Genomic DNA, 25531 nt, shown 5'->3' on the forward strand with positions numbered 1-25531 from the left:
ACAGCATGTTCATGACGCTTCTGAAAGGGCACTGGCAGCTGATCCTGATCACGGTGCTGGTGTTCGTGTTTTGGAACACGTTTGTTATTCTGCCGCTCAAAATTCTGGTGGTGTTTCTGCATGAGCTGTCCCATGGCATTGCAGGCATCCTGACAGGTGGTTCCATTGAGCGTATTTCGTTGTCGATCCATCAGGGTGGCTATGCCCTGATCCGAGGTGGCAACCCGTTCCTCATCCTGACCGCAGGTTATCTTGGGTCTTTGCTGCTGGGGATGTTGTTGTTGACAGTTGCCTTGCGTTCTCACGCAGACCGGTTCGTGCTGGGCTTGTTTGGTGGTGTGATGCTTCTAGTGACGCTGCTTTATATCCGCGATCCGTTTCCGATGGCTTTCTGTGCAGGTGTCGGGCTGGCGATGCTGGCAATGGCCCGGTTTCTGGTGCGTAAGGCCTGTGACATGGTTCTGCGGATCATCGGGCTCACCAGCATGATTTACGTACCCTACGACATTTTCGATGACACGATCCGTCGCCCGGGGGTTCGATCTGATGCCTATATGCTGGCAGAACAGTTTGGCGGAACCACAATGATGTGGGGCGGGCTGTGGCTGTTGATCAGTGTTGTCGCGATCTATTTTTGTCTGAAGAACCTGCTTGGTCGGGAAAGCAATCTGAGGTTCGATCTCAAGATTCGATAGCGGTCTCTGTCGAACAGGAAAAGATACATCTAAACAGTGGCTTTAAATGATCCAAGCGCGTCGCTAGGCTGCCCGTGAGCAGCCAAAGGACACCTACCCATGGATCTGACCAAGGCATCTGCCAATGACCTTCTGAGCGATCTGTCTGATCGTCGCCTGTCAGCTACAGAATTGATGCGCAGCACTCTGGACCGGATCGCGCTGGTCAACGGTCAGGTCAACGCCATCGTCGCATTGCGGGATGAGGACGATTTGATGTCTGAGGCGCAGGCAGCGGATGATGGGCCGAACCGCGGTGTCCTGCACGGCTTACCTATTGCGATCAAGGATCTGGTGAATGTGGCGGGTATTCCTTCGACGCAGGGATCACCGATCTACAAGGACCACGTTCCCAAATCCGATGATCTGATCGCCAAACGGTTGCGTGATGCAGGGGCAATCCTGATTGGTAAGACCAACACGCCAGAGTTTGGCTTGGGCTCACACACGTTCAACCCGGTCTACGGTGCGACCAGCAATCCTTATAACCCTTCGCGCACCTGCGGAGGTTCATCCGGGGGTGCTGCTGTGGCACTGGCCACCGGCATGGTAGCGCTGGCGGATGGGTCTGACATGATGGGTAGCCTCCGCAACCCGGCAGCCTGGAACAACGTTTACGGGTTCCGCCCAACATGGGGCCGCGTCCCGTCCGAGCCGGTAGGGGACGGGTATCTGCATCAGTTGTCCACCCTTGGCCCGATGGCGCGTAGCCCCGAAGACATAGGCATTCTGCTTGATGTCATTTCCGGTCCCGACATGCGACATCCGCTAGCTGGGCAAAGCGATCCAGTTTCACCCGTTCAGGTCGCTGATCTCAGAGGGATGCGAATTGGTTGGCTTGGTGACTGGGGTGGGGCGTTTCCCACGGAGCAGGGTATTCTCGATCTAGGTACGGACGCTCTTAACGTCTTCGAAGAACTCGGAGCTGCGGTTGAGGTCGTGCCCCCTCCATTCGACGCGGATAAGATCTGGGAGAGCTGGATTACACTGAGATCATGGAGCGTTGCCACCGGTTTGGAACCACTAATCGCTCAAAAGGCCGCTCTGAAGGATACGGCGCAATGGGAACTTGATCGGGGACTGTCGTTCAGCGCGATGGATATTCATCGTGCAAGTGCGCTCCGTACTGACTGGTTCCGTCGCTCTGTTGACTTGTTTGCAGATTATGATGCGCTGGTTTTGCCCGCCGCGCAGGTTTGGCCGTTTGAGATCGAACAGCCGTACCCGACCGAGATTGGCGGCGTTTCAATGGACACCTACCATCGATGGATGCAGGTGGTAACGCCGGTCAGCCTGTTGGGGCTGCCGTGCCTGTCTATTCCCGCCGGGTTTGGTTCTGCAGGTTTGCCAATGGGCCTGCAGTTATTTGGCCCGAAGAACGCAGATGCAAAGCTGATTTCGATTGGTGCAGCTTACCATCAGGCGACTGAATGGCCGCAGAAGCGACCGGCAATGTGATGCAAGAATAAGAGCAGAGGAGAGACAGATCATGGATAGGCCCTTTGGTGTTCCCAAGATGAAACCTGTCACGACCGAAATGCTACGCGAGTCGTTGCGATGCGCATGGCAGGATTTTCGGCGGGCACCTGTCTTTGGCCTTCTTTTTGCAGGGTTTTATGTCCTGGCGGGCTGGCTGATGACCTGGGTAACTCTCCAGACCGGGACAACGTACTGGCTGGTTCTGGCAGCTATCGGCTTTCCGCTGATCGGTCCTTTCGCAGCTGTCGGGCTTTACGAAGTTTCACACCGCTTGGAACAGGGCGAGCCTTTGAGCTTCGGAGCGATATTCGGCGTGGTCATCCAGCAGAGCCGCCGTCAGCTTCCGTCGATCTGCGCGATTATCGTGGTGATGTTCCTGTTCTGGTTCTTTCTTGGCCACATGATCTTTGCGCTTTTCATGGGGCTGGCCACGATGACCAATGTATCATCTTCGCTTGAGGTTTTTCTGACGCCAAATGGTCTGACGATGCTGGCCGTCGGCTCGGCCGTCGGTGCGGTGTTTGCGATACTTCTTTACATGCTGACGGTGCTGTCGATCCCCATGTTGCTGGATCGCGAGCTGGATTTCGTGACTGCCATGATCTCAAGCTATGCATACGTCAGCACCAACAAGAGGATCATGTTCGCCTGGGGTGTCTTTATTGCGATCCTGACATTTGTGGCAATGGTGCCGTGGTTTTTAGGGCTGTTGATCGTGCTGCCATTGTTAGGTCACGCCAGTTGGCATCTCTATCGTCAGATCACAGAAGGCAGCCGTGATGTGCCTGACCCGGAAGCTGGAGTAACGACCTGAGAACAGGCACTACCTCGCTGCATAAGCGCCGCGAGCGTGGCGCTAGGCCCAACCAGAGGTGAGTTTCTTAAAAGGGTACGGTAGGGCCGTGCCTAGCCTTGCGGCACGTCCCGACCCATCTTGATCAACCGATCCCGCAGTTGCTCGACGCTTGGCAGACCTGCTTCCAAGGCATGCACATAAGCATGGGTCAGAAAGAAACCGGCAGCATCATCGTCGTCCGCTGCGTCGGCTGCTTCTTCGTAAAGTGCTGAGATCGACTTAGTGTCGCCTGCTGCGTGGGCTTGCAGCAGGCGTGTGTTCAGATCGGTCATTCCGCTGCCAGATCGGTCCGGTGCGCCTCAAGCCGCAACGCGACCCAATCATGAAACAGATGCGTCGGACCATCCATGGCGGGCGAGAAATGACCGCCATCGAAACCCGGCGCCGCACGACCGCGCTGCATACCCTCAACTACAAATACATCTTCTTCGAACACGACTTTCCACTGTTCGGTGTTCCGCGCACGAAGGTCTTTGTCAGTGTCAGGCGTGGCGTAGAACAGATGTATATGCTCCGAGGTCTTGTCCTGTGCCTCAGGTCTTAGGATGATCGCAAAGGCATGATCTCTGTGAACGCCCAACAGCACGTTGGGAAAGACCGCGATGTATTCCGCTGCCTTGTCCCATTTGTCGCTCAACCCCTCGAAATCGGCAAACACATCGCCATTGTCGCCTTTCAATTGTCGGTAAACGAGCGTGCCCTGACCTGAATACAGGCCGGTCTCTTCGATATTGTAGTGATCTTCCAGTCGGGAGTAGCTGTTCAGGCCCGGATGAATCCAAGGCAGGTGATAGCTTTCGCAATAGTTCTCGACCGCCAGCTTCCAGTTGCAGTTCACGTCCAGCCGGAACGCGCTGTCCGCACCCCCGTGATACAAGGGTTTCTCGAACTCAGACCAACGTTCGATCAGCTTGGCGTTGGCGTCTTCGAACTCGGGCGCTGTACCAGAGACATTGATCCAGACAATCTCGCGCCAGATGTGACTGCGCACCTCAATAAGGCCCAGTTCAGAGCGTTTTACATTTTCATGCGCATTCTGCCCGGGCCCGCCGACATGCGGCGTTGCGACCAACCGGCCCTCGGTCGAGTAACACCAGCTGTGATAGGGGCAGCGAATGGCCCCTTCGATTTTACGAGGCTCCTCGACCAGTATCATGCCACGGTGCCGGCATATGTTCTGGAAAACGCGGACAACGCCGGAACGATCGCGAAGCAGCAGCAATGGAATACCCATAAATTCCAAGGGTACTGCATCTCCCGGTTCGGGGACGTCTGCTGTTACGGCCAGGCCTGACCAGCCTTCCTGTAGCAGGGCCTGACTCTCTTCTGCGTGCAACGCAGGGTCGGTGTAGTGGCCGTTCGGCAATCCAAGAGCATTTGCTATGGGCTTGCGAACTGCCGACAAATCGGTGGGTGTGCTGGCCATGTGGGTCTCCTCAATACACTGCCAGCCTATGCACGAAGGGAGCTCGGTCGCTAATATTTCTGCGACCTCAGCTTTTCTCACAACGACACTCATGAGTGTTTATGGAGAAAATCAAACGCTGAGCATTTTAAGACTTTTCTTAATCAACCGGGGTTGGACGCCATTCTGGCGACTGCCAATGCGGCAGGGAAATCTCGACCCAAGTGGCGAAATTCAACATTCCGGGCAGCCGATAATTGTACGGCTGTTTCAGATAGATCGGCAACAAAACCCAACCATCGATCCTCTGGTTTATCGGATGACTTTGAAAGCAGGAACATGCGGCAGTCAGCGGCGCCATAGCGAGAGGCCAGAGCGTAGAGCTTGGGGCCTGCACAGGCGACGAAGCCACGTATTTCACGATCTCCGGGCAGTAGGGCGGGGCCTTTTGCTCGGGATAGATAGCTGCGCAAAAGAGTGCACTGTTGAACGCGGTACGCGTAATACAGGCTGTGGATCGCGGCTTCGGATTCAGACTGGGCGGTTTCAACGGCGTGATAAAACCCGTTCGGAAACTCTGCTTCCGTCAATGCGGTAGGTCCGGAACCCAGAAACTGTGCCAAAGCTGCTCCGGCGGAGTATCCCCGGGGTGTCGAGATTTCGTCCAGAGGCTTGAGCAAGATGCGGGCATCGACGTTAAAGAACCGACAGATCCGGTCCAGTACATCCGGACGCGGAAAGCTCTCACCAGCCAGATATCGATTGAACTGCGTACGGTTTATCCCGAGCTGGCGGCAGAGTTCCGAGACAGAAGGGTATCTGTTTGCAAGCCGCCTCAGATTTGCGCCGAACATTTTGCGCAATTCTTCTGGGCTTCGGGTGTCTTTGATCATGTATGTCTCAGGTTTTTACCGCCATTTAAGGGAAAACAGGACCGATGCGGTCCCGAAGGCCGCATTTCAGTCAAAAATCGTAAAGATGACCCCAGCGAACACGCCAAACGACGCATTGCGCGCCCGAAGCTAACGTGCCGGGCAGTAAAGGCAATAGGCTTTATGTTATTTTGCATGATCTTTTTCATGCGCTCAGCCAATTATGACTGATAGAGACAGGTGCAGTTTCGTCTGTCCGGGTTCCTGCTGTCTATAAGCAGGCCAGCCCCGGTCCAAATTGCAGATTTCAGACCGGGGCAGTTGGTCGTTTAGTCTCCGCGCAAAAGCGCGGCAACGCCAGTTCTGGCAACTTCGGCCAGACCCAGCGGGCGCATCAGATCGGCAAAAGCGTCGATCTTGTCCGGTGCGCCGGTGATTTCAAAGATGAAAGAGTTGAGCGTACTGTCCACTACGTTGGCGCGAAAGATATCGGCCAGACGTAGTGCTTCGACCCTTTTGTCTCCTTCACCCACTACTTTTATGATGGCAAGCTCGCGCTCAACCGAGGGGCCTTCGACAGTCAGGTCATGCACATCATGAACCGGAACGATACGTCCCAGCTGCGCCTTGATCTGCTCGATCACCTGCGGCGTACCCGTGGTGACAATCGTGATACGGCTGAGATGGCCTGTATGATCCACCTCGGCCACAGTCAGGCTTTCGATGTTGTAACCTCGGCCCGAGAACAGACCGATCACCCGCGCCAAGACGCCGGGTTCGTTTTCAACGAGAACGGCGATCGTGTGGCGTTCTTGCACGTCCGAAAAGGTGGGCCGTAGGTTATAGGCGGAATGGCGAGTAGAGCCTTTTTTGATATGTAGGGCAGACATTTACGTCCCTTTCATCATCTTGCGAAAGCCGGACGCCGAACGCCCGGTAAATTCCGACGAATGTTGTTAAACCAGAACCGAACCTTTGGAGTCGATCACGCCCTGCGTCTCGGCTTCGCCCAGCAGCATTTCGTTATGCGCCTTGCCCGACGGGATCATGGGGAAGCAGTTTTCGTGCTTTTCAACCAGACAGTCAAAGATAACTGGACCGTCATAGTTGATCATCTCCATGATCGCGTCATCCAGATCGGCGGGGTCGCTGACCATGATACCTTTGGCACCGAACGCTTCGGCGAGTTTGACGAAATCAGGCAGGGCCTCGGACCAGGAATGCGAATACCGCTCGCCGTGCAGCAGTTCCTGCCACTGACGCACCATGCCCAGACGTTCGTTGTTCAGGATGAACTGTTTCACCGGCAGACGGTATTGTACTGCGGTGCCCATCTCCTGCATGTTCATCAGCCAGGATGCTTCACCGGCCACGTTGATGACCAGCGCTTCAGGATGAGCCATCTGAACGCCGATGGAGGCAGGGAAGCCATACCCCATGGTGCCGAGGCCGCCCGACGTCATCCAACGGTTCGGATCTTCGAAGCCCAGGTATTGCGCTGCCCACATCTGGTGCTGGCCAACTTCGGTTGTGATGTAGCGATCATGCTTTTTCGTCAGTTCCTCAAGCCTTTGCAGCGCGTATTGCGGCTTGATCGACTTCTTGTTCTCCGAATAGGCGAGGCAGTTGATCTTGCGCCAGTCTGCGATCTGACTTTGCCACTGTTTGACATTTGCAGCGTCCGTCTTGCGTCCGCGCGCTTTCCAGACCTTCAGGATATCTTCAAGAACATGGGCAACGTCGCCAACAATCGGGATGTCCACCCGGATCACCTTGTTGATCGATGACGGGTCGATGTCGATATGCGCCTTTTTCGAGTTCGGCGAAAATGCATCGATGCGTCCGGTAATCCGGTCATCGAACCGCGCGCCGATATTGATCATCAGGTCACAGTCATGCATCGCCATGTTGGCCTCATAAAGGCCGTGCATACCCAGCATTCCCAACCAGTTTTCACCCGACGCAGGATAAGCACCCAGCCCCATCAGGGTAGATGTAATTGGGAACCCAGTCGCATCCACCAGTTCGCGCAGCAACTGGCTTGCGGCGGGACCCGAGTTGATAACTCCACCGCCCGTGTAAAACACTGGCTTTTTGGCGGTTTCAATAGCGGCAACAAGCTCGGTGATCTCTTCCAGATCGCCTTTCAGTGCGGGCTGATAATGCGAAGTCGACGGTTTTGGTGGCGTGTATTCACCGCTGGCGAACTGCACATCCTTGGGGATGTCGATCAGAACCGGGCCGGGGCGGCCAGCGGTTGCGACATGAAATGCTTCATGCAGCGTAGATGCCAGGGAATCCGTATCCTTCACCAGCCAGTTGTGCTTGGTGCAGGGGCGGGTAATGCCAACTGTGTCAGCCTCCTGAAATGCATCAGAGCCGATCATGAAAGTCGGCACCTGGCCGGTCAGAACCACGATCGGGATCGAGTCCAGCAACGCATCCGTCAGGCCGGTCACAGCGTTGGTGGCACCGGGGCCGGATGTAACAAGCGCAACGCCGGGCTTTCCGGTTGAGCGGGCATAACCTTCGGCGGCGTGGATGGCACCTTGCTCGTGCCGCACCAGAATGTGGCGAATGTCGTTCTGCAGAAAAATTTCATCATAGATCGGTAGCACGGCGCCGCCGGGGTATCCGAATACTGTGTCCACGCCCTGATCCTTGAGGGCTTGAACAACCATCTTTGCGCCGGTCATCTCACGTGTCATCTGCTTTGCTCCGTTCGCGACATGTGTCTTGCGTTTGACAAAAAAAAGCCCCCGAGATTTTCGGAGGCGCATGGGTTCGATTATGGTTTACCGTTACCGGCCCATGCGCGTGGTTCCTACGATTACGACTAGCGTTCTCATCGCCAGAGGCTCCTCTTTGCTTGCAGGGGACATTATGAGCGAGGGGAAGGGGCGTCAACAGGCAATCGCACCAATTTTCTATCTTCAAGGCTGTATTTTGCGACATTTTATTGCGCAGATTGACGCATGTCGGGAATTTCCGCGAATTTGATCGTCCGTTTGGTGCTCATGGCACTGAATTGACTTGTCAGAATGCGTCAGGCCGATGTCCGAAACGGGCATGATCGGCGCCCTTGTCTGCGTCACGCTGAACCTGAGAGCGCAAACAAGGGAGGCGGAACATGTTACACGATCTGGTAGATCTTGGGCGGTATCCGATCGATCGGCCGGACTCACCGGCCTATGACAGGATGATCGAAGATTTGAAGCGCGAGTTGGATCAGGACGGATGCGCGGTTCTGCCCGGCTTTGTTCATGAAACCGGTATCGAGCTGTTGTTGCAGGAGGCTGACACCGTCGCGCCCAAAGCGCACCGGTCTTTCAACCGTACCAATGCCTATTTCACCAAAGACGATCCGCGTTTTGGGATCGCCCATCCGATCCGCCGCTTTTACGACCGTTCAAACGCGTTTGTGCCAGCTGACAATTTTCCAGCTTCCGGTCCGCTGCGCAGGATCTACGAGTTTGAAGGCTTTCTGCCTTTCATTCGCGAAGCATTGGGAGAGGATGAGGATCGGTTCTTTAGATACGATGATCCGCTGGCTGATGTGATTATCAACGTGGTCGAGGAAGGGCAGGGCTTTCCATGGCACTTCGACACAAACAACTACACCGTGACACTTGCGATTCAGAATGGCGAAGAGGGTGGGGCGTTTGAATATGCACCCAATCTGCGCAGCGCTGAGGACGAGAATTTTGATGCGGTCGCCTCGATCCTTGACGGAAACATGGCACGTGTCAGGCAACTAGAGCTGCAGCCCGGTGATCTGCAGATTTTCAGGGGGCGATATTCTCTGCATCGTGTCGCGCCGGTCAAAGGTGACCGCAGACGATATGTCGGCATTTTTTCATTTGTTGAAGCAGAGGGCATGTGTGGCGGGGTGGAGCGGACCAGACAACTTTATGGGCGAGTGCTGCCTCATCATTATGAACGTGAGGGGCTGAGGAAAGACCAGTTGCTGGATTGAACGGCTTTGACCTGTAAGATAGCGCTATTTCAGACAGGAGATTCAGCGTGTCACAGATATTGCAGCTCACACCTTTTGTTTTGTGCTCATCTTTGAAGAAGCAGATTGACTTTTACTGCGACCGATTGGGCTTCACCTGTGGTTTCACGCAGGACAACTATGCTTTCCTATCTTTGGGATCAGTTGCTATTCGCTTGCTGGAATGTCCGCCGCGTGCGGATGGCCGACCCCTCGGGGATGAGCACTCCTTTTACATTGATGTAGAAGGGATCGATGAGTTGTACGAACAACTACGTTCGGGGTTGGACGATCTGCCCGAAGGTCGCGTACGCGCACCGTTTGACCAACCCTATCTGCAGCGTGAGTTCCACGTGCTCGATGAAGATGGCACGCTTATTTTCTTTGGCGAAGATATTCGGCCACGTTGAGTTCGAACTAAAAGCCGACACCAGTGCCCTGCAGCATGCCGTGTTCCATGGCGTATCGTGTCAGGCCTGCGGTCGAGGAAATGCCAAGTTTGCGTTTGATGTTCTTGCGATGGGTTTCAACGGTTCGCACTGAAATATCCAGGGCCAGAGCAACCTCTTTATTGGATTTACCCTGTGCAAGCTCCAAGAGAATGGTTTGTTCACGCCCTGTAAGAGCCTCGCGCGCGCTGTCGCCTTTGGGTTCAAGTGAGCCACTGGCGCCAGTGCAAAGGTAACGCTCACCCTGCATCACGGCGTCGATCGCCTGTTTGATTTCCTCGGTCTGAACGTCCTTCAGAATGTAACCTCTCGCACCGTGGCTCAGAGCCGTAGAAATGTACTCTGGGCTGTCATGCATGGACAGGATCAGAACACGGGTGTCCGGCAGCCGTTCGAGGATGAGCTCGGTCGCGCTCAGACCACCCAGTCCTGGCATGTTCAGATCCATTAAAATGACATCCGGCTGCAGGCTGCTCGCCTGATCTACTGCTTCCTGGCCGTTGCTGAGTGTGCCGACGACTTCGATTTCGTCATAGCTTTCCAGGATTGACTGTATGCCTTCGGCGACCATGGGATGGTCGTCGACGATCAGGACACGGATCGTATTGGAACTCATGAACCGGCCTTTCGTTTCGGTGTTGCGTCTTCCTGCGGTGGCAGCAAGTGGCTAAGCGGCAAGCTGGCCTCGATCACGGTGCCACTTTGCGCGCCGCGTGATGACAGAATGCGCAGGGAGCCGTCAAGCTGTTCAATGCGCTCCTGCATGTTGCGAAGCCCAATGCCGCTGCCTGATCGGTTTGGTCCGGTGCGCAATCCGCGGCCATTGTCGGTGATCCGCATGGTTGCGCCTTTCTTGTGGCCGCGCAGGTCAATGGTAACACGAGTTGCGCCAGAATGGCGTTCGATGTTCGTCAGCGCCTCCTGCGCGATACGGTAAAGAGCGATCTTGCTGTCCTGATCCAGACGGTTGCGGAAAACAACGGTGGTGAATTCGGTTTCAATTCCGGTGCGTTCCCTGAAATCATCGGTCAGCGCCTTGAGGGCGGGGCCAAGACCCAGATCATCCAGAACACCAGGGCGCAGGTCTCGGCTGATACGGCGAACCTCGGTAATGGCTGTGCCCAGATGCTCGATCCCTTTGTCCAACGGATCACGTGCGCCATCATCGTCGCCGCGGGATAAGCGACGGCGGGTGTTATCCAGCGCATAACGGACACCAACCAGTATCTGACTGATCCCATCATGCAACTCGCGGGCCACGCGACCACGCTCTTCCTCCTGCGCATCGAAAACACGCTGGGTCAGTTCCTTGAGTTTGGCATCGGCCAGGCGGCGTTCGCGGATGTTCAGTAACATGCCCGAGGTAAAGACGATCAGAACCGCCGCCAGAACAATCCCGCCAATATACATGAATGTACGCTGTACCCGCGCCTCAACCTCAGCTCGGGCATTGGCAACGGTGGCCACAATGTCGTCGATAAAGACACCTGTCCCGACCACCCAGCGCCAGTCCTGCAGCCCTACGACATAAGCGATCATTTGCGCCTCTTCCCCGGTCGAGGGCTTCTGCCACATGAAGCTGTGCCAACCGGCACCCTGACGGGCGAGACGAATGAACTCGTTTACGACGGGCGTGCCATCGCTGTCGGTCAATCCTTCCCAATTGCGGTTGATGAACTCGGTCTGGCGCGGGCTGACCAGATTTTTCCCGTCATAATCATAGACAAAGAAGAAACCATCCTTGCCATAGATCATTGCCGAGAGGATTTGTTTCACGAGGTTCTGCGCGATCTCGTCATTTGGGGCGGCGCGACCATAGATATAGGCAAAACCGTTGCGTGCCTGAGTAACATAGTTGCGCAGCTCTTCTTTCTTGGCCTCGATCAGACGACGCTCCAGGGCCTGAATCTCACGCTCGGCTGTGGCCCGAGATTCATATGTCACCAACAGTGCAATTGCCGCGACAGCCACGACCAGCGGAATGGCGGCCACCAGTGACAGCTTCTGTGCGTAGGTCAGCGAGACCAGATTTCGGAATCCCCTCATGGTCGAATCGATACGCAAGCCGAGGGGTAATTGCAAAAAGAATGGGCATTTTAGTGCGGTAAAGCCTTGAGAATTCGGGTTCAGGCTTGAAATTGAGGCTAATAATTATCCGGAAAGCTGAAAAAAGCCCGTCCTCTACGCAGTACTAGGTATTCACATTCACATCCTCGTCATTAGGCTGGCGCGCACTGAAACGACTAAGCCCGGAGGAGTCCGGGTACTGAATATGTAGGGGAGGATCACTCATATGGATCGTCGTAAGTTTCTGAAAACGTCAGCACTGGGCGGCTCGGCCGCGGCGGCGACCGCTTTGGCGGCACCGGCATACGCGCAGGGTAACCGCACGCTGACTATGGTTACCTCGTGGGGCCGTGGCCTGGCTGGGGTTTTTGACAGCGCGCAGCGTTGCGCCGACAGCATCAATGCTATGTCGGATGGCAGCCTGACCGTTGACATCAAGGCAGCTGGTGAGCTTGTTGGCGCGTTCGAAGTATTCGACGCCGTATCATCGGGCCAGGCGGACATGTATCATGCGGCTGACTACTACTTTGTTGGTCAGCACCCGGGCTATGCCTTCTTCACGGCTGTTCCGTTCGGTATGACCGCTCAGGAAATGGTCAACTGGTACTACCAGGACGGCGGCATGGAGCTGCATGACGAGCTGGGCCAGATCTTTGGTCTGAAATCGTTCCTGGCAGGTAATACCGGCGCGCAGGCAGGTGGCTGGTACTCAAAAGAGATCAACAGTCCCGAAGACTTCAACGGTCTGAAGTTCCGTATGCCGGGTCTGGGCGGTAAAGCACTGGGCAAACTGGGCGCATCTGTTCAGAACATCCCGGGTTCGGAAGTGTATCAGGCGCTGTCGTCCGGCGCGATCGACGGAACCGAGTGGATCGGTCCGTGGGCCGACGAGAAAGCCGGCTTCCAGGAAATCACCAAGGTTTACTACACCGCTGGTTTCCACGAGCCGAACGCTGGTCTGTCGCTGGCAACCAACCGCGACGTCTTCGAAAGCCTGACGCCTGCTCAGCAAAAGATCATTGAGATCGCGGCGGCTGAATGCCACCAGTGGAACCTGGCACAGTTCCTGGCCAACAATGGTGCGGCCCTGCAGCGTCTGCAGTCGGGTGGCGTCAAGGTCATGGAATTCCCGGACAGCGTCTGGGATGCATTCGGCGCAGCCAGCCAGGAAGTTCTGGACGAAAACATGGGCGATGAGCTGTTCAAGAAGATCCACGACAGCCACATGGCGTCGTCGGCGTCTTCGGCAGGCTGGCTGGACCAGTCTTCGGGCATCTACACGGCCCAGCGTAACCGCGTACGCGGCTAATCACATTCAATACGATCAATTGGTTTCCCCGCCTGTGCGGGGGAACCTTTCCTGTTGCAAATGCGCGGATTGGACAAAACCGCTATAATCAGCATTGCAACTGATGCGACCTGGGGACAACATGCAGGACGATAACGGTATCTCCTTCTTCGGCGCCCTGTGGAACGGACTGGTCTGGTTCGTTCAGAACATCGCCGAAGCATTCTATAATTTCGGATACGCCATCACGCATCCGCAGCTCTGGCTGAACTGGTCGGACAAAGAAGCCATCATGCGCTTTGTCTATTATGGCGGATCGGTCGAGTTTTTCTTCGTGATCTTCACACTGTTTCTGGTTCTGACGGCCATTGGCCTCTATTACCGGAACTTTATGTGGGGCATGGTGCGGGGCCTTGAGGCGTTCGCGAACACGACCGGGCGTTTCTTTGCCTGGGCAGGTTTGCTGATGGTGATTCAGCAGATCGTCATCGTATTCATGCAGCGCGTATTCGCGCGCCCCGACATGTCGTTCGGGCTGGGCATTCCGGTCCAGATGGACATCAGCTGGTACGCTGAGGAACTGAAGCTCTATAACGCAATGGTCGTTTGCCTTTGCTGTACCTACACATTCGTACAGGGCGGACATGTCCGTGTTGACCTGATCTATGCAGGTATCAGCCACAAGGCCAAGCGTGTGGTGGATATGCTGGGTTCGTTACTCTTCATGATGCCAATGGCGGTGCTGACCTGGATGTATGGCTGGTACTTCATGTGGCGGCACCTGATCGTGCCGAAACCTTCTGCCAGCAATACCCTGGAACAGTTGACAAAAAAATCCCAGGCGCTGCGCTGGAACGTTGAAACCATCGGTTTCAGCCCCAACGGCTTTAACGGCTATTTCCTGTTCAAGATCCTGCTGGTTGCATTTGCGGCGATGGTTTTCCTTCACGCAATCGCATTCCTGTACCGATCCTATCTGGAGTACGTGGAAGGACCTGAAAGCGTTGGAAAATACCTCGACAAGGACAGCCTTGGCGAGGGTGAAGAAGCCTACGAAGGCGCACATTAGGGACGGAGACCCAGACTATGTTATTCGGACTTGATGGCGTCGAAATAGGCCTCATTATCGTATTCTTCTGCCTCTTCGGGGGCATCTTATCCGGCTTTCCGGTGGCCTTTGCCATCGGTGGCGCAGGGATTATCTCGTTTGGGATCATCGCGGCGTTGGATAGCGCCGGTTTGTTGATCCACCAGGCGATCGACACAGGTTCGCAAGCCTATCGGGACGTTGTGAACTCGGGCATCAAACCCGACACGATATCCGTGTTCCGATACCCGGATTTGCCAAGGATAGCCGAGCCGGTCTTTGTATCAGGCTGGGAAACCGCGCTGGATCGCAACGTATCCTTCATTGTGAACCGCATGAATGAACGTGTTCTGGCGGGGCAGTCGATTGAGACCCTGCTGGCGGTGTTGATGTTTGTTCTGATGGGCATCACGCTGGAACGCTCGAAGATCGCAAACGATCTGCTGACTACAATGGCGCGCGTCTTTGGCCCGCTGCCGGGTGGTTTGGCCGTGTCGATCGTGGTCGTGGGCGCGTTTCTTGCAGCTTCGACCGGGATCGTGGGCGCCACCGTTGTAACCATGGGCTTGCTCGCGCTGCCCACCATGCTGCGCAACAACTACTCGCCTGAACTGGCGACGGGTGTTATCGCAGCATCGGGCACGTTGGGCCAGATCATTCCACCGTCCATTGTTATTGTTCTGCTGGGTACGCTTGCCGGTGACCTCTATTCGACCGCACAGGAAACCCGCGCGGTTGAGGCAGGGTGTACCGACGCGCTGACCTATCTGGGTGAGCCTGCGGTGGTTTCGGTCGGAACGCTGTTCCAGGCGGCTCTGCTGCCGGGGATCATGCTCGCGTTGCTCTATGCGCTCTATGCGTTTGGCTATGCACTGCTGAACCCGGACAAGGCGCCTGCGGTTGCAATGTCGGGTGGCACGGGTGAGCCGATTACCCGCGCGGAAGGTCTGACTTGGCTGCTGGGTGCACCGGTTGCTCTGATTGCTGGTGCCTTCCTGCTGGGCAGTGTCGGTGTGATCGGTAGTCAGAACATCGCAGTATCGGGCTTTTCCGATGTCGGGCAGGGCGCGTCGCTGCGCACCAATGTCTCGGCTGAGTGTCAGGCTTCGATGATCGAACTGCATGGTCAGTCTGCCTGGGATCAAGCCGTAGCCGAGCAGGAAGCGATTGACGAGGCAGGTGGTGTGTCACAGGCTCAGCGTCTGAGCGAAGAGGAGATCGCGGCTGAACGCGAAGCCAAGATCGCGGCTGCCGCTCCGATTGGTACTGGCGTGGCCGTGACAGTTGTACTGTTGGCTCTGACGCTGGTTCTGGGTCGGGGTATCGCACCCTCGCGCCCGATGCAGCCTTTGATCCTTGGTGCTATTGGCCTGTTGCTTGTCTTGCTTGTCGATACCTTGCTTGTCGCGCCAACAACATCTTCGGGTGTGACGTTCCTGTTACTGGCGATACCGTTTGCGATTGCGCTGTACGGGTGCAAAGAGGCTGCGGCGCGATGCGCCACAAATGATCTGATCCGGGTGGTCTTCCCGCCACTGGTTCTGATCATCGCGGTTTTGGGCTCGATCCTTGGTGGTATCACCAACCCGACACCGGCCGCTGCGCTGGGTGCGGGTGGTGCGATCATGCTGGCCGCCTATCGCAAACTGCAGGATGAGGGCCGTTCCGGCAAAGTGATCATCTGGTCAACCTTCGCAGTCATCATCTGTCTGCTGTTGGGTGTGAACTTTGATCTGCGCATCAATCAGGGTGGCGTTACGTTCGAGACCTGGGTGGCATTCGTTCTTGCCTATGCTGCGTATCTCTATGCGCTGTTCGGCTTGCTGTTCGGATGCTGGATCCTGTTTGCCAGTGGTGTCCTGACACCTGTGGTACGCGAGACGGCCAAGGTGACATCGATGGTGTTCACCATCCTGATCGGGTCACAGCTTCTGAATCTTGTGGTGATATCGTTCGGTGGTGAGCACTACATCCAGCAGTTCCTGAAGAGCTTTGACAACGAGTTCACGGTCTTCCTGATCGTGATGCTGGTGCTGTTCATTCTCGGCTTTGTGCTGGACTTCCTCGAGATCATCTACATCGTGATCCCGATTGTTGGTCCGGTGATCTATGGCGGGTCGTTCGATCCGAAATGGGTCACCATCATGGTTGCAGTGAACCTGCAGACATCGTTCCTCACACCGCCGTTCGGGTTTGCCCTGTTCTACTTGCGCGGGGTGGCACCCAAAGAGGTCACGACGGGCCACATCTACAGAGGTATCATCCCGTTCGTGATCATTCAGGTGGTCGGTATTGCGATCCTTTGGTTCTTCCCAACGATCGTAACGATCGTTCCGGATCTGATCCCGAATTAAGAGATCGCATAGCAACAAGACACAACCGGAGGCCAAATGGCCTCCGGTTTTTCGTTTCAGACGTCGGTTTTTGCGTGGGTTAGTTTGGCGAACTCACGCTCTGCACCGTGATCGATCTCCAGATGGGTGACATCCAGTGTGCCTGCATTCGGGTCGTTGAAGACTGAATGGTCCAACTTACCGACCCTTTGCGCGACGATCGTGGAGACTACCGCGTCTCCGGTGACATTCACGACGGTCCGCATCATGTCTACGAGCCGGTCAACCGCCAGAATGATGGCGATCCCTTCAAGTGGCATCCCAAGCTGGTTCAACACCATGGCCAGCATGACCATGCCCACGCCCGGCACCCCAGCCGTACCAATGGACGCCAGAACAGAGATAGAGATCACTGTCAGATATCCGCCCAGACCCAGATCGATTCCGTAGACATTGGCCAGAAATACCGTCGCGACACCATGCATGATGGCGGTACCGTCCATATTGATCGTTGCGCCAAGCGGAATACCGAATGACGCGACCGAACGGTCAACACCAACGCGCTGTGTCACGCATTGCATGCTGGCCGGGATCGTTGCGTTCGAGCTGGAGGTTGAAAACGCGAAGACCTGAGCTGAGCGCATCTTGCTCAGGAACATGCGTGGGTTCAGTCCTGTAAATGCATAAAGCAGCACCATCAGCGTTACACAAAGGTGGAAGACCAGCGTCAGGCTGATTGTTGTCAGATAACCGATGACCGGTGCGAACAGGCTGAAACCTTCAAGGGCAAAGGTTCTGGCAATCAGGCAGAAAACTCCGATCGGGGCAAAGGCCATGACGATTTCAACAATCTTCATCGCCAGTTCGTTCATGAACTCACATCCTTGAACAAACGCTTTGGCTTTGCTGCCGATCATCAGGACGGCAACGCCAACCACGACGACATAAAAGATGATCTGCAGCATCTCACCGTTCGCCAGTGCATGCACCGGGTTCTTGGGAATGATGTTTGCAAGTATGTCCCATGCGGTTTGTTGAGACGCCACAGCGACGTTCTGATCAGCAAGGTGCATTCCGGAAAATCCGGTGCCGGGCCCAATCAGGCTGGCAAACACCAATGCGGTGGTTACGGCCAACGCAGTTGTTGCCAGATAGGTAACGAACGTCAGCCCACCTACGCGCCCTAATACTCTGATGTCACCGATACCGATGACGCCGCAAAGCAGAGAAAAGACGACCAGAGGCACTACCAGCATCTGAAGCGCATTCAGAAACATCTGGCCGATCATACCGAACAGACCATTTACCAGATTGTTCTCGAGAAACGGATTGCTCCAATAGTTCAGTATCAATCCAAGAACGGTTCCCACAACCAGGGCAACCAGGATTTGTGTCGTCAGGTTTGCCGCAAGCAGTTTACGCGTGGCGTACCTCATTTGCTTTCCCCCAAAATAATACCAAAGCGACGGGCCGGGGACCCGTTGCAGCAATCGATAATTCAATGATGTCAAACGGCTGTGGCCGCTGAATTCCCGCTCGGTGCAACAGTGCACGAGGTCAGCGATATTTGGTGACCCTGCGTCAGTTTTCAACTCTCCGCTGATCTCGATCACCAAAAACAAGTGCCTGGTTTCAGCCTGAGCTACTGATCGGCGCGCGCTGTAGGGCTGTGAATATGTGATTTATTTCAGGTGGTTGCCAGTTACGCGAACTGAATCAGATCCCAGCGGTTTCCAAATGGATCGCGCCAAACTGCCACAGTGCCATATGGCTCTTGCCTGGGCTGTTCCTCGAATTGAACGCCATTTGCAACCATGGCCGCGTGATCCCGTTGAAAATCATCCGTTTCGAGGAAGAAACCGACGCGGCCACCGGTTTGATTGCCGATGGCGGATTGCTGTTCTTCTCCATCTGCCTTGGCGATCAGCAGCGACGCCCCGCCTGATCCCTTTGGGCTCACCCGAACCCATCGTTTGCCACCACCCAGATCGATGTCCTGTGTTAGCTCAAAGCTCAGCGTTTGGGTGTAAAATGCGATGGCGTCATCGTAATCCGGCACCACGAGGGTGACCGCATGAAGGTTCTGCTGCATGGGAATTTATCCTTTGGTCGGATGCCGATCCGGAAGTTGAATATTGGCAACCTGCTCGGCAATCGGAGGGGACGACAGCGGATGCTGAGCCGTTTCGGCAAACTCATCCGGGTCTTTGATGCTTTGCCACTCACCTTGCACATAAGCTTCGAGGCCCGAGAACTTGGCTTTGTAGCCCATTTTCGGGCTGCCCGGCACCCAGTAGCCGAGATAGATGTAAGGCAGACCTGCCTCCCGCGCGATATCGATGTGATCAAGGATCATGTAGGTACCCAGCGAGCTTTGCGGCTGCTGCGGGTCATAAAATGAGTAGACCATGCTCAGCCCGTCATCCAGAACGTCGGTCAGGCTGACCGCAATCAGGTTTCCGGTTTCAGGATCTGCGTATTCCACTACACGACTGCGGATCGGCGTCTCTTCGATCATTGCAGCGAACTCGAACACATCCATATCTGCCATGCCGCCATCGGCGTGCCGGGCGTCCAGATAACGTCGAAACAGTTCATATTGGTCGTCCGTCGCCCAGGGCGATGTGGCGCGCCGCTCCAGATACGAATTGCGTTTGGCCGCGCGTTTCTGGCTTTTGGTTGGGCGGAAGGCCGAGACGTCGATGCGCGCCGACAAACAGGCGGCGCAATCGGTGCAGGACGGGCGGTAAAGGACATTCTGGGACCGACGAAACCCTTGTTGCGACAGCGAATTGTTCAGTTGATCCGCGCCTTCACCCTGCAAGGCGGTGAATAGCTTACGCTCCATCCTGCCCTCAAGGTAAGGGCAGGGTTGTGGAGCCGTCACATAGAACTGTGGCGCTATTGGCAGCGTGTGTCGCATGAAGGTCCCGTGTTTCCTCGGAACGGATGATAGCAACCGTTCCGGGACGCGCCAAGTGATTCACTTCAAGACTGGCTTATGCGCGCTGATTGATCATCACAGTGCCAAGGAAGGCGTCTGTCAGGCCCTGACAACGGGCGCTGGTCAGCATCATGATCACGGAAATGATCTGGATAACGGGGAAGGCCATGCTGACGAAATACCCGGCCGTATGTGCAACAGCTTTACCGGTATCCATTCGCGCGCCAAACGCATCGCGCAACTCGATGCCCATGAAACGCATGCCCAGCGTGGCTGACCCGTTCGCGATTGTCACAACGCGATACACAAAGCTGACGACCATATAGATCAGCGCGAGGATAAAGAACCCGAGCCCAAAGGTAAGCACAATGGCGACTGTGCAAAGCAGAGAGATAAAGGCGATATCAAACAACCAGGCAATAAAGCGTTTGATCGCCACAGATTGATAAAACTCCGGTTGGCGATCAGGGTCAGGCAAATGGTTCATTTCATGAAGTCCAGGTGATGGGTGTCAATGGCCCTGACCCGGGAATGCGGGGCAGGGCAAAGTTGTCTTGGGCAGGTCAGGCAGGATTACCCGACTCGGCCTCATTCTGGTTGTCGCGGGCGCGTTCGTCCATGAACTGGTCGAATTCGGCTTTGTCTTTAGCTTCGCGCAGACGACGCAGGAAGGATTCGAACTCCTGCTGTTCACGCTCCAACCGTGCCAGAGTGTCGGACTTGTAGGCATCAAACGCGCTGTTGCCTGACGGTTTCATGGTGCTCATGTGGCTCTGCCAGGATTTGCGGTGGCTGCAGGATTTGCTGAACATGCGTTTGCTCCAGATCATATAGGCAAGAAAGGCCAGGCCGATAGGCCAGAAGAAGATAAAGCCAAGGACCATGGCGGCAATCCAGGCGCCTTTGCCCTTGCTGTCTAGCCAGGCTTCACAACGGTGAAGCCATCCCGGATTTTCTGGGACGGTGTGTTCGGACAATGCGGTCATTGGGGTTCTCCAGGTTGATGTAAATTCCTTTCACATTGTCTAGATGGGAAGCCTTGGATTGGTTGCAAGGGGTGTATGTGAAAAAGATTTACATTTGGCCGGATGCAAGATGTTTGATCGGCTGGCGAAAAGGCAGGATGTGTCGAATTTACCGTTGAACTCGAAACAGGTTCTCTCAAAGTCTGACACCAGTGTTTGCAGCAAGACAGTTTTGAGAAATCTAGAAGTCGAAACCGGTTTGGATGGGGGGGGCGTAGGGGGATATTAGTTCTTCACCGTTTGCGCCCGGCTTGATTGGCTTTACGGTATGATGCTCAAATCGACCTTCGTATTTCGTACCAAGTGTCACTTGTGCGTCCTGCGGAGTGATGACGCCTGTTAGCCAGTCTTCAATTTCTTCAGGCGTCAGAATGACTGGCATTCGATTATGGATATGTGCGATCTGAGAGCTGGGCTTGCGGGTCATTATGCTGCAACTGTGGCGTCCATCTTCTGTCCGGTAGAAGCCCGCAAAGAACATCGTGGGTGAGTTGCTTTTAACAGAGATAAACACGGGACAATCGTGACCCTGGCCCTTTGGCCATTCATAGTAGCCAAGGGCTGGTACGAGACAGCGCCCATTGTCCCAATAGTCCTTCCAGAAACTGACGTTTTCGATTTTTGAATTGATCAGAGGCTTCCGACTGCGGGGATCCTTGATTTGCCAACGCGCCGATGTAACTTCCGCACAATCACCATCCCAGCGGATCATGCTGACCTGGTCGGTTGGCGATATATTGAAACCTCCTGATGGCAATTGCTCAGGAAGGTGAGGGGAGACTTTTCCATAAAGAAGGGCCTCCATAATCGCCAGCATTTGTCGCTGTGTCAGATGTCCGGCTGCAAATTTTCCACACATGGGAGAAGGTTAGGCGGATTGGGTAATTGGAACAAGTAAACGGCAAAATAAAGTACTTAGATTGTCGAGGCGACATTGTTGTACATCGTTGTCGTCTGGATCGGCTCTCGATCCATCGTATCAAGGTCCCCATCCCCTGAAATGCTTGTCCGACCTGACAGGCTTGTTTGCAATTCTGGGGAATGAGGCGGTTTAAGTGTTTAAGCTGGTTAAACAGAGGTCGATTCAAATGAAGTTTTGAACGGTATGTTGGGCAAATACACCCACCGGTGAATAAAACCGTTTTGAAGTCATCGGGTGTCATGGCGAGTTCTTGGGTAACTCGATAGCCTGCAAAGTATCCTATGATCGTGCCGCCTCACGTCTTATGTTCGAGCCATAGTGCAAGGATGGCCTTTATTGTATGGCGCGTTTGCGATGCTGGTTCATTTGCAGGCTTGTGTGTCAATGAAATCAAGATTTGCAGGTGAAACATTGTTTTAACGCTGTTTGAAAAGCACTAGAGTTACCTGAACTCATTCTGCGGGAGCTTTTTGTGAACACCTTTCTTAACCGCTTATTCGCATTTATCCGACCCGGTCTGGGCTCTTTCGAGTATCCGTAATCACAAATTTCAAACTACATGCCGACTATGGAAAATACAGAAAACAAGACCGCCCCTACGCTTGATGAGATCCTGACACTCGAGAAGAAGGTGTGGGCAGCATTGGTTGAAGGGAATGCAGAGGCAGACCGTGCATTGCTAAGCCCGGACTTTCTGGGGGTTTACCCGACAGGGTTTGCAAACCGAGACGATCATGTGGGTCAGTTCGCTGACGCGCCGACTATGGCCAGATTTGAACTCAGCGAGACAAAGCTAAGGGTGCTGTCACCTGATATCGTGTTGCTTTCCTACCGCGCAGATTATCAAAGGCCGGATGCGGCCGAGTGGGAGGCGATGCTAATCTCTTCACTTTGGGAGCGTCGCCTCGACGTTTGGATCAACAGTTTCAGTCAGGATACTCCGACAGAGGCCAAGTGATAGGTTTGTCCCATTGACGCCGTGCGATGGGGCTGCGCAATTTGCCTCTATGAAAGATGTTCTTGCCATCAACCGTGTTCCGCGCCCCTTCGATCCGTCACTTGGTGAGGAGGCGCGTTCGCTTGTTCCGGATTTGACACCCGAGCAATCCGAGCTGATCGCGGGAACAGCCGGGTCCAGCCCATATCTCAAGGGGCTGATCGAGCGTGAGAGGGAGTGGCTGCCGCAAGCCATACAACACCCGGATCAGGCATTGGCCGAAGTGATGTCGGCTGCGCGTGATCTTCCCCCCGACCAACTTAAGCCGGGCCTGCGTCAGGCCAAGCGTCGTATGGCGCTGTTGACGGCGCTCGCGGATCTGGCAGGTGCGTGGCCATTGGAAAAGGTGACTGCTGCGCTGACTGATTTTGGTGCACTTGCTGCAGATGTGGCGGCAAAGGCCGAGATCGCAAACCTGATCCGTCGCGGCAAGCTGCCGGGTATGACGGATGATGACCTCGAAACCGCTGCTGGGATGGTGATCCTTGCGATGGGAAAGATGGGTGCACATGAGCTGAATTACAGCTCTGACATCGATCTGATCGTGTTATTCGACGAGACCCGATTTGATCCTGATGACTTCTATGAAGCGCGTCAGAGCATGGTGCGCGCGACACGGAATTTCTGTGCAACACTCAGCGACAAAACAGCAGATGGCTATGTCTTTCGCACCGATCTGAGGCTGCGGCCTGATCCAGCGGTCACGCCCGTCTGTCTGGCGATGGAAGCGGCAGAGCGCTATTACGAGAGCCTTGGCCGGACTTGGGAGCGCGCGGCTTACATCAAGGCACGACCGTGTGCCGGTGATCTGTCGGCGGGAACAAAGTTTCTGGAAGCACTGCGCCCGTTTGTCTGGCGGCGGCATCTGGATTTTGCCGCGATACAGGACGCTCATGATATGCGCCTGCGAATTCGGGAAAACAAAGGTACTGGCGGTGCCCTGTCCATTCCGGGGCACGACATGAAACTGGGGCAGGGCGGAATTCGCGAAATCGAGTTTTTCACGCAAACCCGACAGTTGATTGCAGGCGGGCGCGATCCGGATTTGCGGGTTCGTGGAACTGTTGAAGGTTTGGCAGCCCTGTCGTCCAAGGGATGGGTGCCGCAGGATGTGGCTGACAAGCTGACTGATCATTATCGTGCCCATCGCGAAGTCGAGCATCGCATCCAGATGGTGCACGATGCCCAGACACACAAAGTGCCACAATCCGATGATGGCATAGAACGGGTGGCGTGTCTGATGGGGCTCAGCAGCGAAGAACTGACATCGGAGTTGACCCGCCGCCTGACCGAAGTACACGAACTGACCGAAGGTTTTTTTGCTCCAGGGCCCGGTGCCGCGCCTGTGGCTGCACAGCCTGTCGAGTTCGACAAAGGTGTATTAGCACGATGGCCCACATATCCGGCCCTGCGTTCGCAACGGGGTGCACGGATATTCGAACGGCTGAAGCCCGAGTTGATGTCGCGTTTGGCAAAGACTGCCCAACCAGAAGAAGCTCTGGTTGCATTGGACGGGTTTCTTTCCGGGTTGCCTGCGGGTGTTCAGCTGTTTTCACTGTTCGAGGCTAATCCGCATCTGATTGATCTGTTGATTGACATTGTGGGCACCTCTCACGCGCTGGCCACCCATCTGTCACGCAATGCATCGGTGTTCGATGCTGTGATCGGGGGCAGCTTCTTTACCGATTGGCCCGGTCAAGCCGTTTTGCAAGCAGAGCTGTCGCAGCTGCTTTCTGCCGAAGCCGACTATGAATCTCAGCTCGATCTCGCCCGCCGCTGGTGCAAAGAATGGCATTTCCGAGTTGGCGTTCATCATTTGCGGGGACTGATCGATGGTGCACAGGCAGGGCAGCAATATGCCGAGCTGGCGCAAGCGGTGATTGCCGCCATACTTCCCTTTGTCATCGAGAATTTTGCGCGAAAACACGGCCCGGCACCCGGGCGCGGTGCGGCCGTCCTGGGGATGGGGTCTTTGGGGGCAGGGCGGATCAACTCGCAATCCGATCTGGACATGATTGTGATATATGATCCGCAGGATCAGGATATGTCTGACGGTCCCCGACCGCTTGCCACGCGCACGTACTATGCTCGTTTTACCCAAGCATTGATTACGGCCCTTGCCGCACCGATGGCGCAGGGTCGGCTGTATGAGGTCGACATGCGGTTGCGCCCCTCTGGCAATCAGGGGCCGGTGGCAACCAGTTGGCATAGTTTTACCAATTACCAGCAGAACGAAGCCTGGGTATGGGAGCATCTTGCCCTTACGCGGGCGCATGTGGTGGCTGGCGATGATGAGTTGGCAGAAGACATCGAAGCGTTCCGTTCGGAGTTTTTGTCACGACCACGGGACCACGGCAAAGTTCTGCGCGAAGTTTCCGAGATGCGTGGACGCCTTGCGGCGGCCAAGTCTCCGGCCGGGATCTGGGATGCGAAAAACGGCGCAGGCCGCCTGATGGATATCGAACTGATCGCCGAAACCGGAGCTTTGCTGTCGGGAACATCCAAGCGTGATGTACATTCGGGATTGGATGGCGCAGTCGCTGCCGAATTATTGGATGTCGCGCAGGCGCAAACGCTTAAAGACTGTTACGATTTATGCTGGTCCGTACAATGCGCGGCACGGCTGTTGTCTGGCAAGGTGATCGAAGCCGACAAGATAGGCGAGGGCGGCACGGCCTTTCTGTGCCGTGCTACCGGCTTTGAACAGGTCGAACAGTTGCAGGCTGCGCTGCAGGAAAGTTATGACACCGCTGCCGCACTGATCGGAGCCGTGGTTGAGGGGGACGAAAATGGCACGCAGTGATGATCCGAATGATCCAAAGGGCCTTATCCGAGAGGCTTATCGCATCGAAGGCATCGCTTTGCCTGAGTGTCGAAGCATCTTTCTGGACTGGGCGCTTAGCCTGCCTGATGACCGTGACCAGCAGCAGGCTTTGTCCGACCTGCACACAGTGTATTCTGGTCAGGATGCCGAACACCCGATGACTCAGGTGCTGAGCGAAGGGTTGCAGGCCGCACAAACGCCCAAACGGCGCGGCGGCTGGCGCTCGCGCCCGCGCTAAAGGGCTTTTACACGCGC

General features: G+C 55.4%; 24 protein-coding genes. 11 read left to right on the forward strand and 13 right to left on the reverse strand.

The window, feature by feature from the left end:
- Nucleotides 1–11 precede the first annotated feature (11 nt).
- The 3 genes from ACR0CW_RS06015 to ACR0CW_RS06025 all read left to right on the forward strand — a co-directional run bounded on the left by ACR0CW_RS06015 (nt 12) and on the right by ACR0CW_RS06025 (nt 3027).
- Nucleotides 12–695, forward strand: coding sequence for a M50 family metallopeptidase (locus ACR0CW_RS06015; RefSeq protein ID WP_480787144.1), 684 nt, complete (start codon nt 12–14; stop codon nt 693–695).
- Between the two features lie 99 nt (nt 696–794).
- The gene (locus tag ACR0CW_RS06020; protein ID WP_480787145.1) at nt 795–2192 is read left to right on the forward strand and encodes an amidase; all 1398 of its coding nucleotides are present in this window, start codon (nt 795–797) and stop codon (nt 2190–2192) included.
- A 31-nt stretch (nt 2193–2223) separates the two neighbouring features.
- On the forward strand, nt 2224–3027 hold the full coding sequence (locus ACR0CW_RS06025) for a DUF2189 domain-containing protein (RefSeq protein ID WP_480787146.1): 804 nt from the start codon (nt 2224–2226) through the stop codon (nt 3025–3027).
- 92 nt (nt 3028–3119) lie between these two features.
- Here ACR0CW_RS06025 and ACR0CW_RS06030 read toward each other — a convergent pair whose 3' ends face one another.
- The 5 genes from ACR0CW_RS06030 to ACR0CW_RS06050 all read right to left on the reverse strand — a co-directional run bounded on the left by ACR0CW_RS06030 (nt 3120) and on the right by ACR0CW_RS06050 (nt 8054).
- Nucleotides 3120–3341: a hypothetical protein gene (locus ACR0CW_RS06030; RefSeq protein WP_480787147.1), complete on the reverse strand. Its 222-nt coding sequence runs from the start codon at nt 3339–3341 to the stop codon at nt 3120–3122.
- Complete coding sequence (locus tag ACR0CW_RS06035) at nt 3338–4495, reverse strand: aromatic ring-hydroxylating oxygenase subunit alpha (RefSeq protein ID WP_155150940.1); 1158 nt, start codon at nt 4493–4495, stop codon at nt 3338–3340. The genes ACR0CW_RS06030 and ACR0CW_RS06035 overlap by 4 nt, the downstream gene beginning before the upstream one ends.
- A gap of 143 nt (nt 4496–4638) precedes the next feature.
- Nucleotides 4639–5367 (reverse strand): helix-turn-helix domain-containing protein, encoded by a 729-nt coding sequence (locus ACR0CW_RS06040; protein ID WP_480787148.1) that lies wholly within the window; start codon nt 5365–5367, stop codon nt 4639–4641.
- 308 nt (nt 5368–5675) lie between these two features.
- On the reverse strand, nt 5676–6236 hold the full coding sequence (gene ilvN, locus ACR0CW_RS06045; protein ID WP_155150935.1) for an acetolactate synthase small subunit: 561 nt from the start codon (nt 6234–6236) through the stop codon (nt 5676–5678).
- Nucleotides 6237–6302: 66 nt separating this feature from the next.
- A complete protein-coding gene (locus ACR0CW_RS06050) occupies nt 6303–8054 on the reverse strand; it encodes an acetolactate synthase 3 large subunit (protein ID WP_170330871.1) in 1752 nt (583 codons plus the stop codon).
- 422 nt (nt 8055–8476) lie between these two features.
- Here ACR0CW_RS06050 and ACR0CW_RS06055 point away from each other — a divergent pair, with 422 nt between their 5' ends.
- A complete protein-coding gene (locus tag ACR0CW_RS06055) occupies nt 8477–9322 on the forward strand; it encodes a HalD/BesD family halogenase (protein WP_480787149.1) in 846 nt (281 codons plus the stop codon).
- 47 nt (nt 9323–9369) lie between these two features.
- A complete protein-coding gene (locus tag ACR0CW_RS06060; protein ID WP_480787150.1) occupies nt 9370–9750 on the forward strand; it encodes a bleomycin resistance protein in 381 nt (126 codons plus the stop codon).
- A gap of 7 nt (nt 9751–9757) precedes the next feature.
- Here the strand turns inward: ACR0CW_RS06060 and ACR0CW_RS06065 are convergent, their stop codons facing one another.
- Together ACR0CW_RS06065 and ACR0CW_RS06070 are read right to left on the reverse strand one after the other, a co-directional pair.
- Entirely contained in the window at nt 9758–10405 is a 648-nt protein-coding gene (locus tag ACR0CW_RS06065) for a response regulator transcription factor (protein WP_480787151.1), read from the reverse strand.
- Nucleotides 10402–11835, reverse strand: a complete 1434-nt coding sequence (locus ACR0CW_RS06070; protein WP_480787152.1) for a cache domain-containing protein — start codon at nt 11833–11835, stop codon at nt 10402–10404. The genes ACR0CW_RS06065 and ACR0CW_RS06070 overlap by 4 nt, the downstream gene beginning before the upstream one ends.
- Nucleotides 11836–12082: 247 nt before the next feature.
- On the opposite strand from ACR0CW_RS06070, the gene ACR0CW_RS06075 reads away from it, so the two are divergent.
- From ACR0CW_RS06075 to ACR0CW_RS06085, 3 genes are all read left to right on the forward strand, one after another.
- Nucleotides 12083–13165 (forward strand): TRAP transporter substrate-binding protein, encoded by a 1083-nt coding sequence (locus ACR0CW_RS06075; RefSeq protein ID WP_155150923.1) that lies wholly within the window; start codon nt 12083–12085, stop codon nt 13163–13165.
- A 121-nt stretch (nt 13166–13286) separates the two neighbouring features.
- Entirely contained in the window at nt 13287–14213 is a 927-nt protein-coding gene (locus ACR0CW_RS06080; protein WP_480787153.1) for a TRAP transporter small permease subunit, read from the forward strand.
- 17 nt (nt 14214–14230) lie between these two features.
- Nucleotides 14231–16585 carry a TRAP transporter large permease subunit gene (locus ACR0CW_RS06085; RefSeq protein ID WP_480787154.1) on the forward strand — a complete coding sequence of 785 codons (2355 nt, stop codon included), beginning with the start codon at nt 14231–14233 and terminating at the stop codon, nt 16583–16585.
- A gap of 56 nt (nt 16586–16641) precedes the next feature.
- Here the strand turns inward: ACR0CW_RS06085 and ACR0CW_RS06090 are convergent, their stop codons facing one another.
- The 6 genes from ACR0CW_RS06090 to ACR0CW_RS06115 form a co-directional block, all read right to left on the reverse strand.
- On the reverse strand, nt 16642–18000 hold the full coding sequence (locus ACR0CW_RS06090; RefSeq protein WP_480787155.1) for a dicarboxylate/amino acid:cation symporter: 1359 nt from the start codon (nt 17998–18000) through the stop codon (nt 16642–16644).
- Nucleotides 18001–18266: 266 nt separating this feature from the next.
- A complete protein-coding gene (locus tag ACR0CW_RS06095) occupies nt 18267–18656 on the reverse strand; it encodes a VOC family protein (RefSeq protein ID WP_480787156.1) in 390 nt (129 codons plus the stop codon).
- Between the two features lie 6 nt (nt 18657–18662).
- Nucleotides 18663–19487, reverse strand: a complete 825-nt coding sequence (locus tag ACR0CW_RS06100) for an arginyltransferase (RefSeq protein ID WP_155150909.1) — start codon at nt 19485–19487, stop codon at nt 18663–18665.
- Between the two features lie 76 nt (nt 19488–19563).
- Nucleotides 19564–19995 (reverse strand): RDD family protein, encoded by a 432-nt coding sequence (locus ACR0CW_RS06105; RefSeq protein ID WP_170330856.1) that lies wholly within the window; start codon nt 19993–19995, stop codon nt 19564–19566.
- A gap of 76 nt (nt 19996–20071) precedes the next feature.
- Nucleotides 20072–20494 (reverse strand): DUF2852 domain-containing protein, encoded by a 423-nt coding sequence (locus ACR0CW_RS06110; RefSeq protein WP_480787157.1) that lies wholly within the window; start codon nt 20492–20494, stop codon nt 20072–20074.
- 220 nt (nt 20495–20714) lie between these two features.
- Nucleotides 20715–21392, reverse strand: a complete 678-nt coding sequence (locus ACR0CW_RS06115; protein ID WP_480787158.1) for an SOS response-associated peptidase — start codon at nt 21390–21392, stop codon at nt 20715–20717.
- A 631-nt stretch (nt 21393–22023) separates the two neighbouring features.
- Here ACR0CW_RS06115 and ACR0CW_RS06120 point away from each other — a divergent pair.
- Genes ACR0CW_RS06120 through ACR0CW_RS06130 form a run of 3 tightly spaced genes read left to right on the forward strand, consistent with a single transcriptional unit; the run spans nt 22024 to nt 25514 of the window.
- Nucleotides 22024–22413 carry a DUF4440 domain-containing protein gene (locus ACR0CW_RS06120; protein WP_480787159.1) on the forward strand — a complete coding sequence of 130 codons (390 nt, stop codon included), beginning with the start codon at nt 22024–22026 and terminating at the stop codon, nt 22411–22413.
- A 49-nt stretch (nt 22414–22462) separates the two neighbouring features.
- Nucleotides 22463–25255: a [protein-PII] uridylyltransferase family protein gene (locus ACR0CW_RS06125; protein ID WP_480787160.1), complete on the forward strand. Its 2793-nt coding sequence runs from the start codon at nt 22463–22465 to the stop codon at nt 25253–25255.
- Nucleotides 25242–25514, forward strand: coding sequence for a hypothetical protein (locus tag ACR0CW_RS06130; protein WP_155150893.1), 273 nt, complete (start codon nt 25242–25244; stop codon nt 25512–25514). Before ACR0CW_RS06125 ends, ACR0CW_RS06130 begins: the two co-directional genes overlap by 14 nt.
- Nucleotides 25515–25531 lie beyond the last annotated feature (17 nt).

This window comes from Ruegeria sp. CH6 (assembly GCF_056537005.1).

Coding starts and splice junctions, on each gene's coding strand:
- ACR0CW_RS06015 (WP_480787144.1), top strand. CDS start 12: ATGACGCTTCTGAAAGGGCACTGGCAGCTGATCCTGATCACGGTGCTG.
- ACR0CW_RS06020 (WP_480787145.1), top strand. CDS start 795: ATGGATCTGACCAAGGCATCTGCCAATGACCTTCTGAGCGATCTGTCT.
- ACR0CW_RS06025 (WP_480787146.1), top strand. CDS start 2,224: ATGGATAGGCCCTTTGGTGTTCCCAAGATGAAACCTGTCACGACCGAA.
- ACR0CW_RS06030 (WP_480787147.1), bottom strand. CDS start 3,341: ATGACCGATCTGAACACACGCCTGCTGCAAGCCCACGCAGCAGGCGAC.
- ACR0CW_RS06035 (WP_155150940.1), bottom strand. CDS start 4,495: ATGGCCAGCACACCCACCGATTTGTCGGCAGTTCGCAAGCCCATAGCA.
- ACR0CW_RS06040 (WP_480787148.1), bottom strand. CDS start 5,367: ATGATCAAAGACACCCGAAGCCCAGAAGAATTGCGCAAAATGTTCGGC.
- ilvN (WP_155150935.1), bottom strand. CDS start 6,236: ATGTCTGCCCTACATATCAAAAAAGGCTCTACTCGCCATTCCGCCTAT.
- ACR0CW_RS06050 (WP_170330871.1), bottom strand. CDS start 8,054: ATGACACGTGAGATGACCGGCGCAAAGATGGTTGTTCAAGCCCTCAAG.
- ACR0CW_RS06055 (WP_480787149.1), top strand. CDS start 8,477: ATGTTACACGATCTGGTAGATCTTGGGCGGTATCCGATCGATCGGCCG.
- ACR0CW_RS06065 (WP_480787151.1), bottom strand. CDS start 10,405: ATGAGTTCCAATACGATCCGTGTCCTGATCGTCGACGACCATCCCATG.
- ACR0CW_RS06070 (WP_480787152.1), bottom strand. CDS start 11,835: ATGAGGGGATTCCGAAATCTGGTCTCGCTGACCTACGCACAGAAGCTG.
- ACR0CW_RS06075 (WP_155150923.1), top strand. CDS start 12,083: ATGGATCGTCGTAAGTTTCTGAAAACGTCAGCACTGGGCGGCTCGGCC.
- ACR0CW_RS06080 (WP_480787153.1), top strand. CDS start 13,287: ATGCAGGACGATAACGGTATCTCCTTCTTCGGCGCCCTGTGGAACGGA.
- ACR0CW_RS06085 (WP_480787154.1), top strand. CDS start 14,231: ATGTTATTCGGACTTGATGGCGTCGAAATAGGCCTCATTATCGTATTC.
- ACR0CW_RS06090 (WP_480787155.1), bottom strand. CDS start 18,000: ATGAGGTACGCCACGCGTAAACTGCTTGCGGCAAACCTGACGACACAA.
- ACR0CW_RS06095 (WP_480787156.1), bottom strand. CDS start 18,656: ATGCAGCAGAACCTTCATGCGGTCACCCTCGTGGTGCCGGATTACGAT.
- ACR0CW_RS06100 (WP_155150909.1), bottom strand. CDS start 19,487: ATGCGACACACGCTGCCAATAGCGCCACAGTTCTATGTGACGGCTCCA.
- ACR0CW_RS06105 (WP_170330856.1), bottom strand. CDS start 19,995: ATGAACCATTTGCCTGACCCTGATCGCCAACCGGAGTTTTATCAATCT.
- ACR0CW_RS06110 (WP_480787157.1), bottom strand. CDS start 20,494: ATGACCGCATTGTCCGAACACACCGTCCCAGAAAATCCGGGATGGCTT.
- ACR0CW_RS06115 (WP_480787158.1), bottom strand. CDS start 21,392: ATGTGTGGAAAATTTGCAGCCGGACATCTGACACAGCGACAAATGCTG.
- ACR0CW_RS06120 (WP_480787159.1), top strand. CDS start 22,024: ATGGAAAATACAGAAAACAAGACCGCCCCTACGCTTGATGAGATCCTG.
- ACR0CW_RS06125 (WP_480787160.1), top strand. CDS start 22,463: ATGAAAGATGTTCTTGCCATCAACCGTGTTCCGCGCCCCTTCGATCCG.
- ACR0CW_RS06130 (WP_155150893.1), top strand. CDS start 25,242: ATGGCACGCAGTGATGATCCGAATGATCCAAAGGGCCTTATCCGAGAG.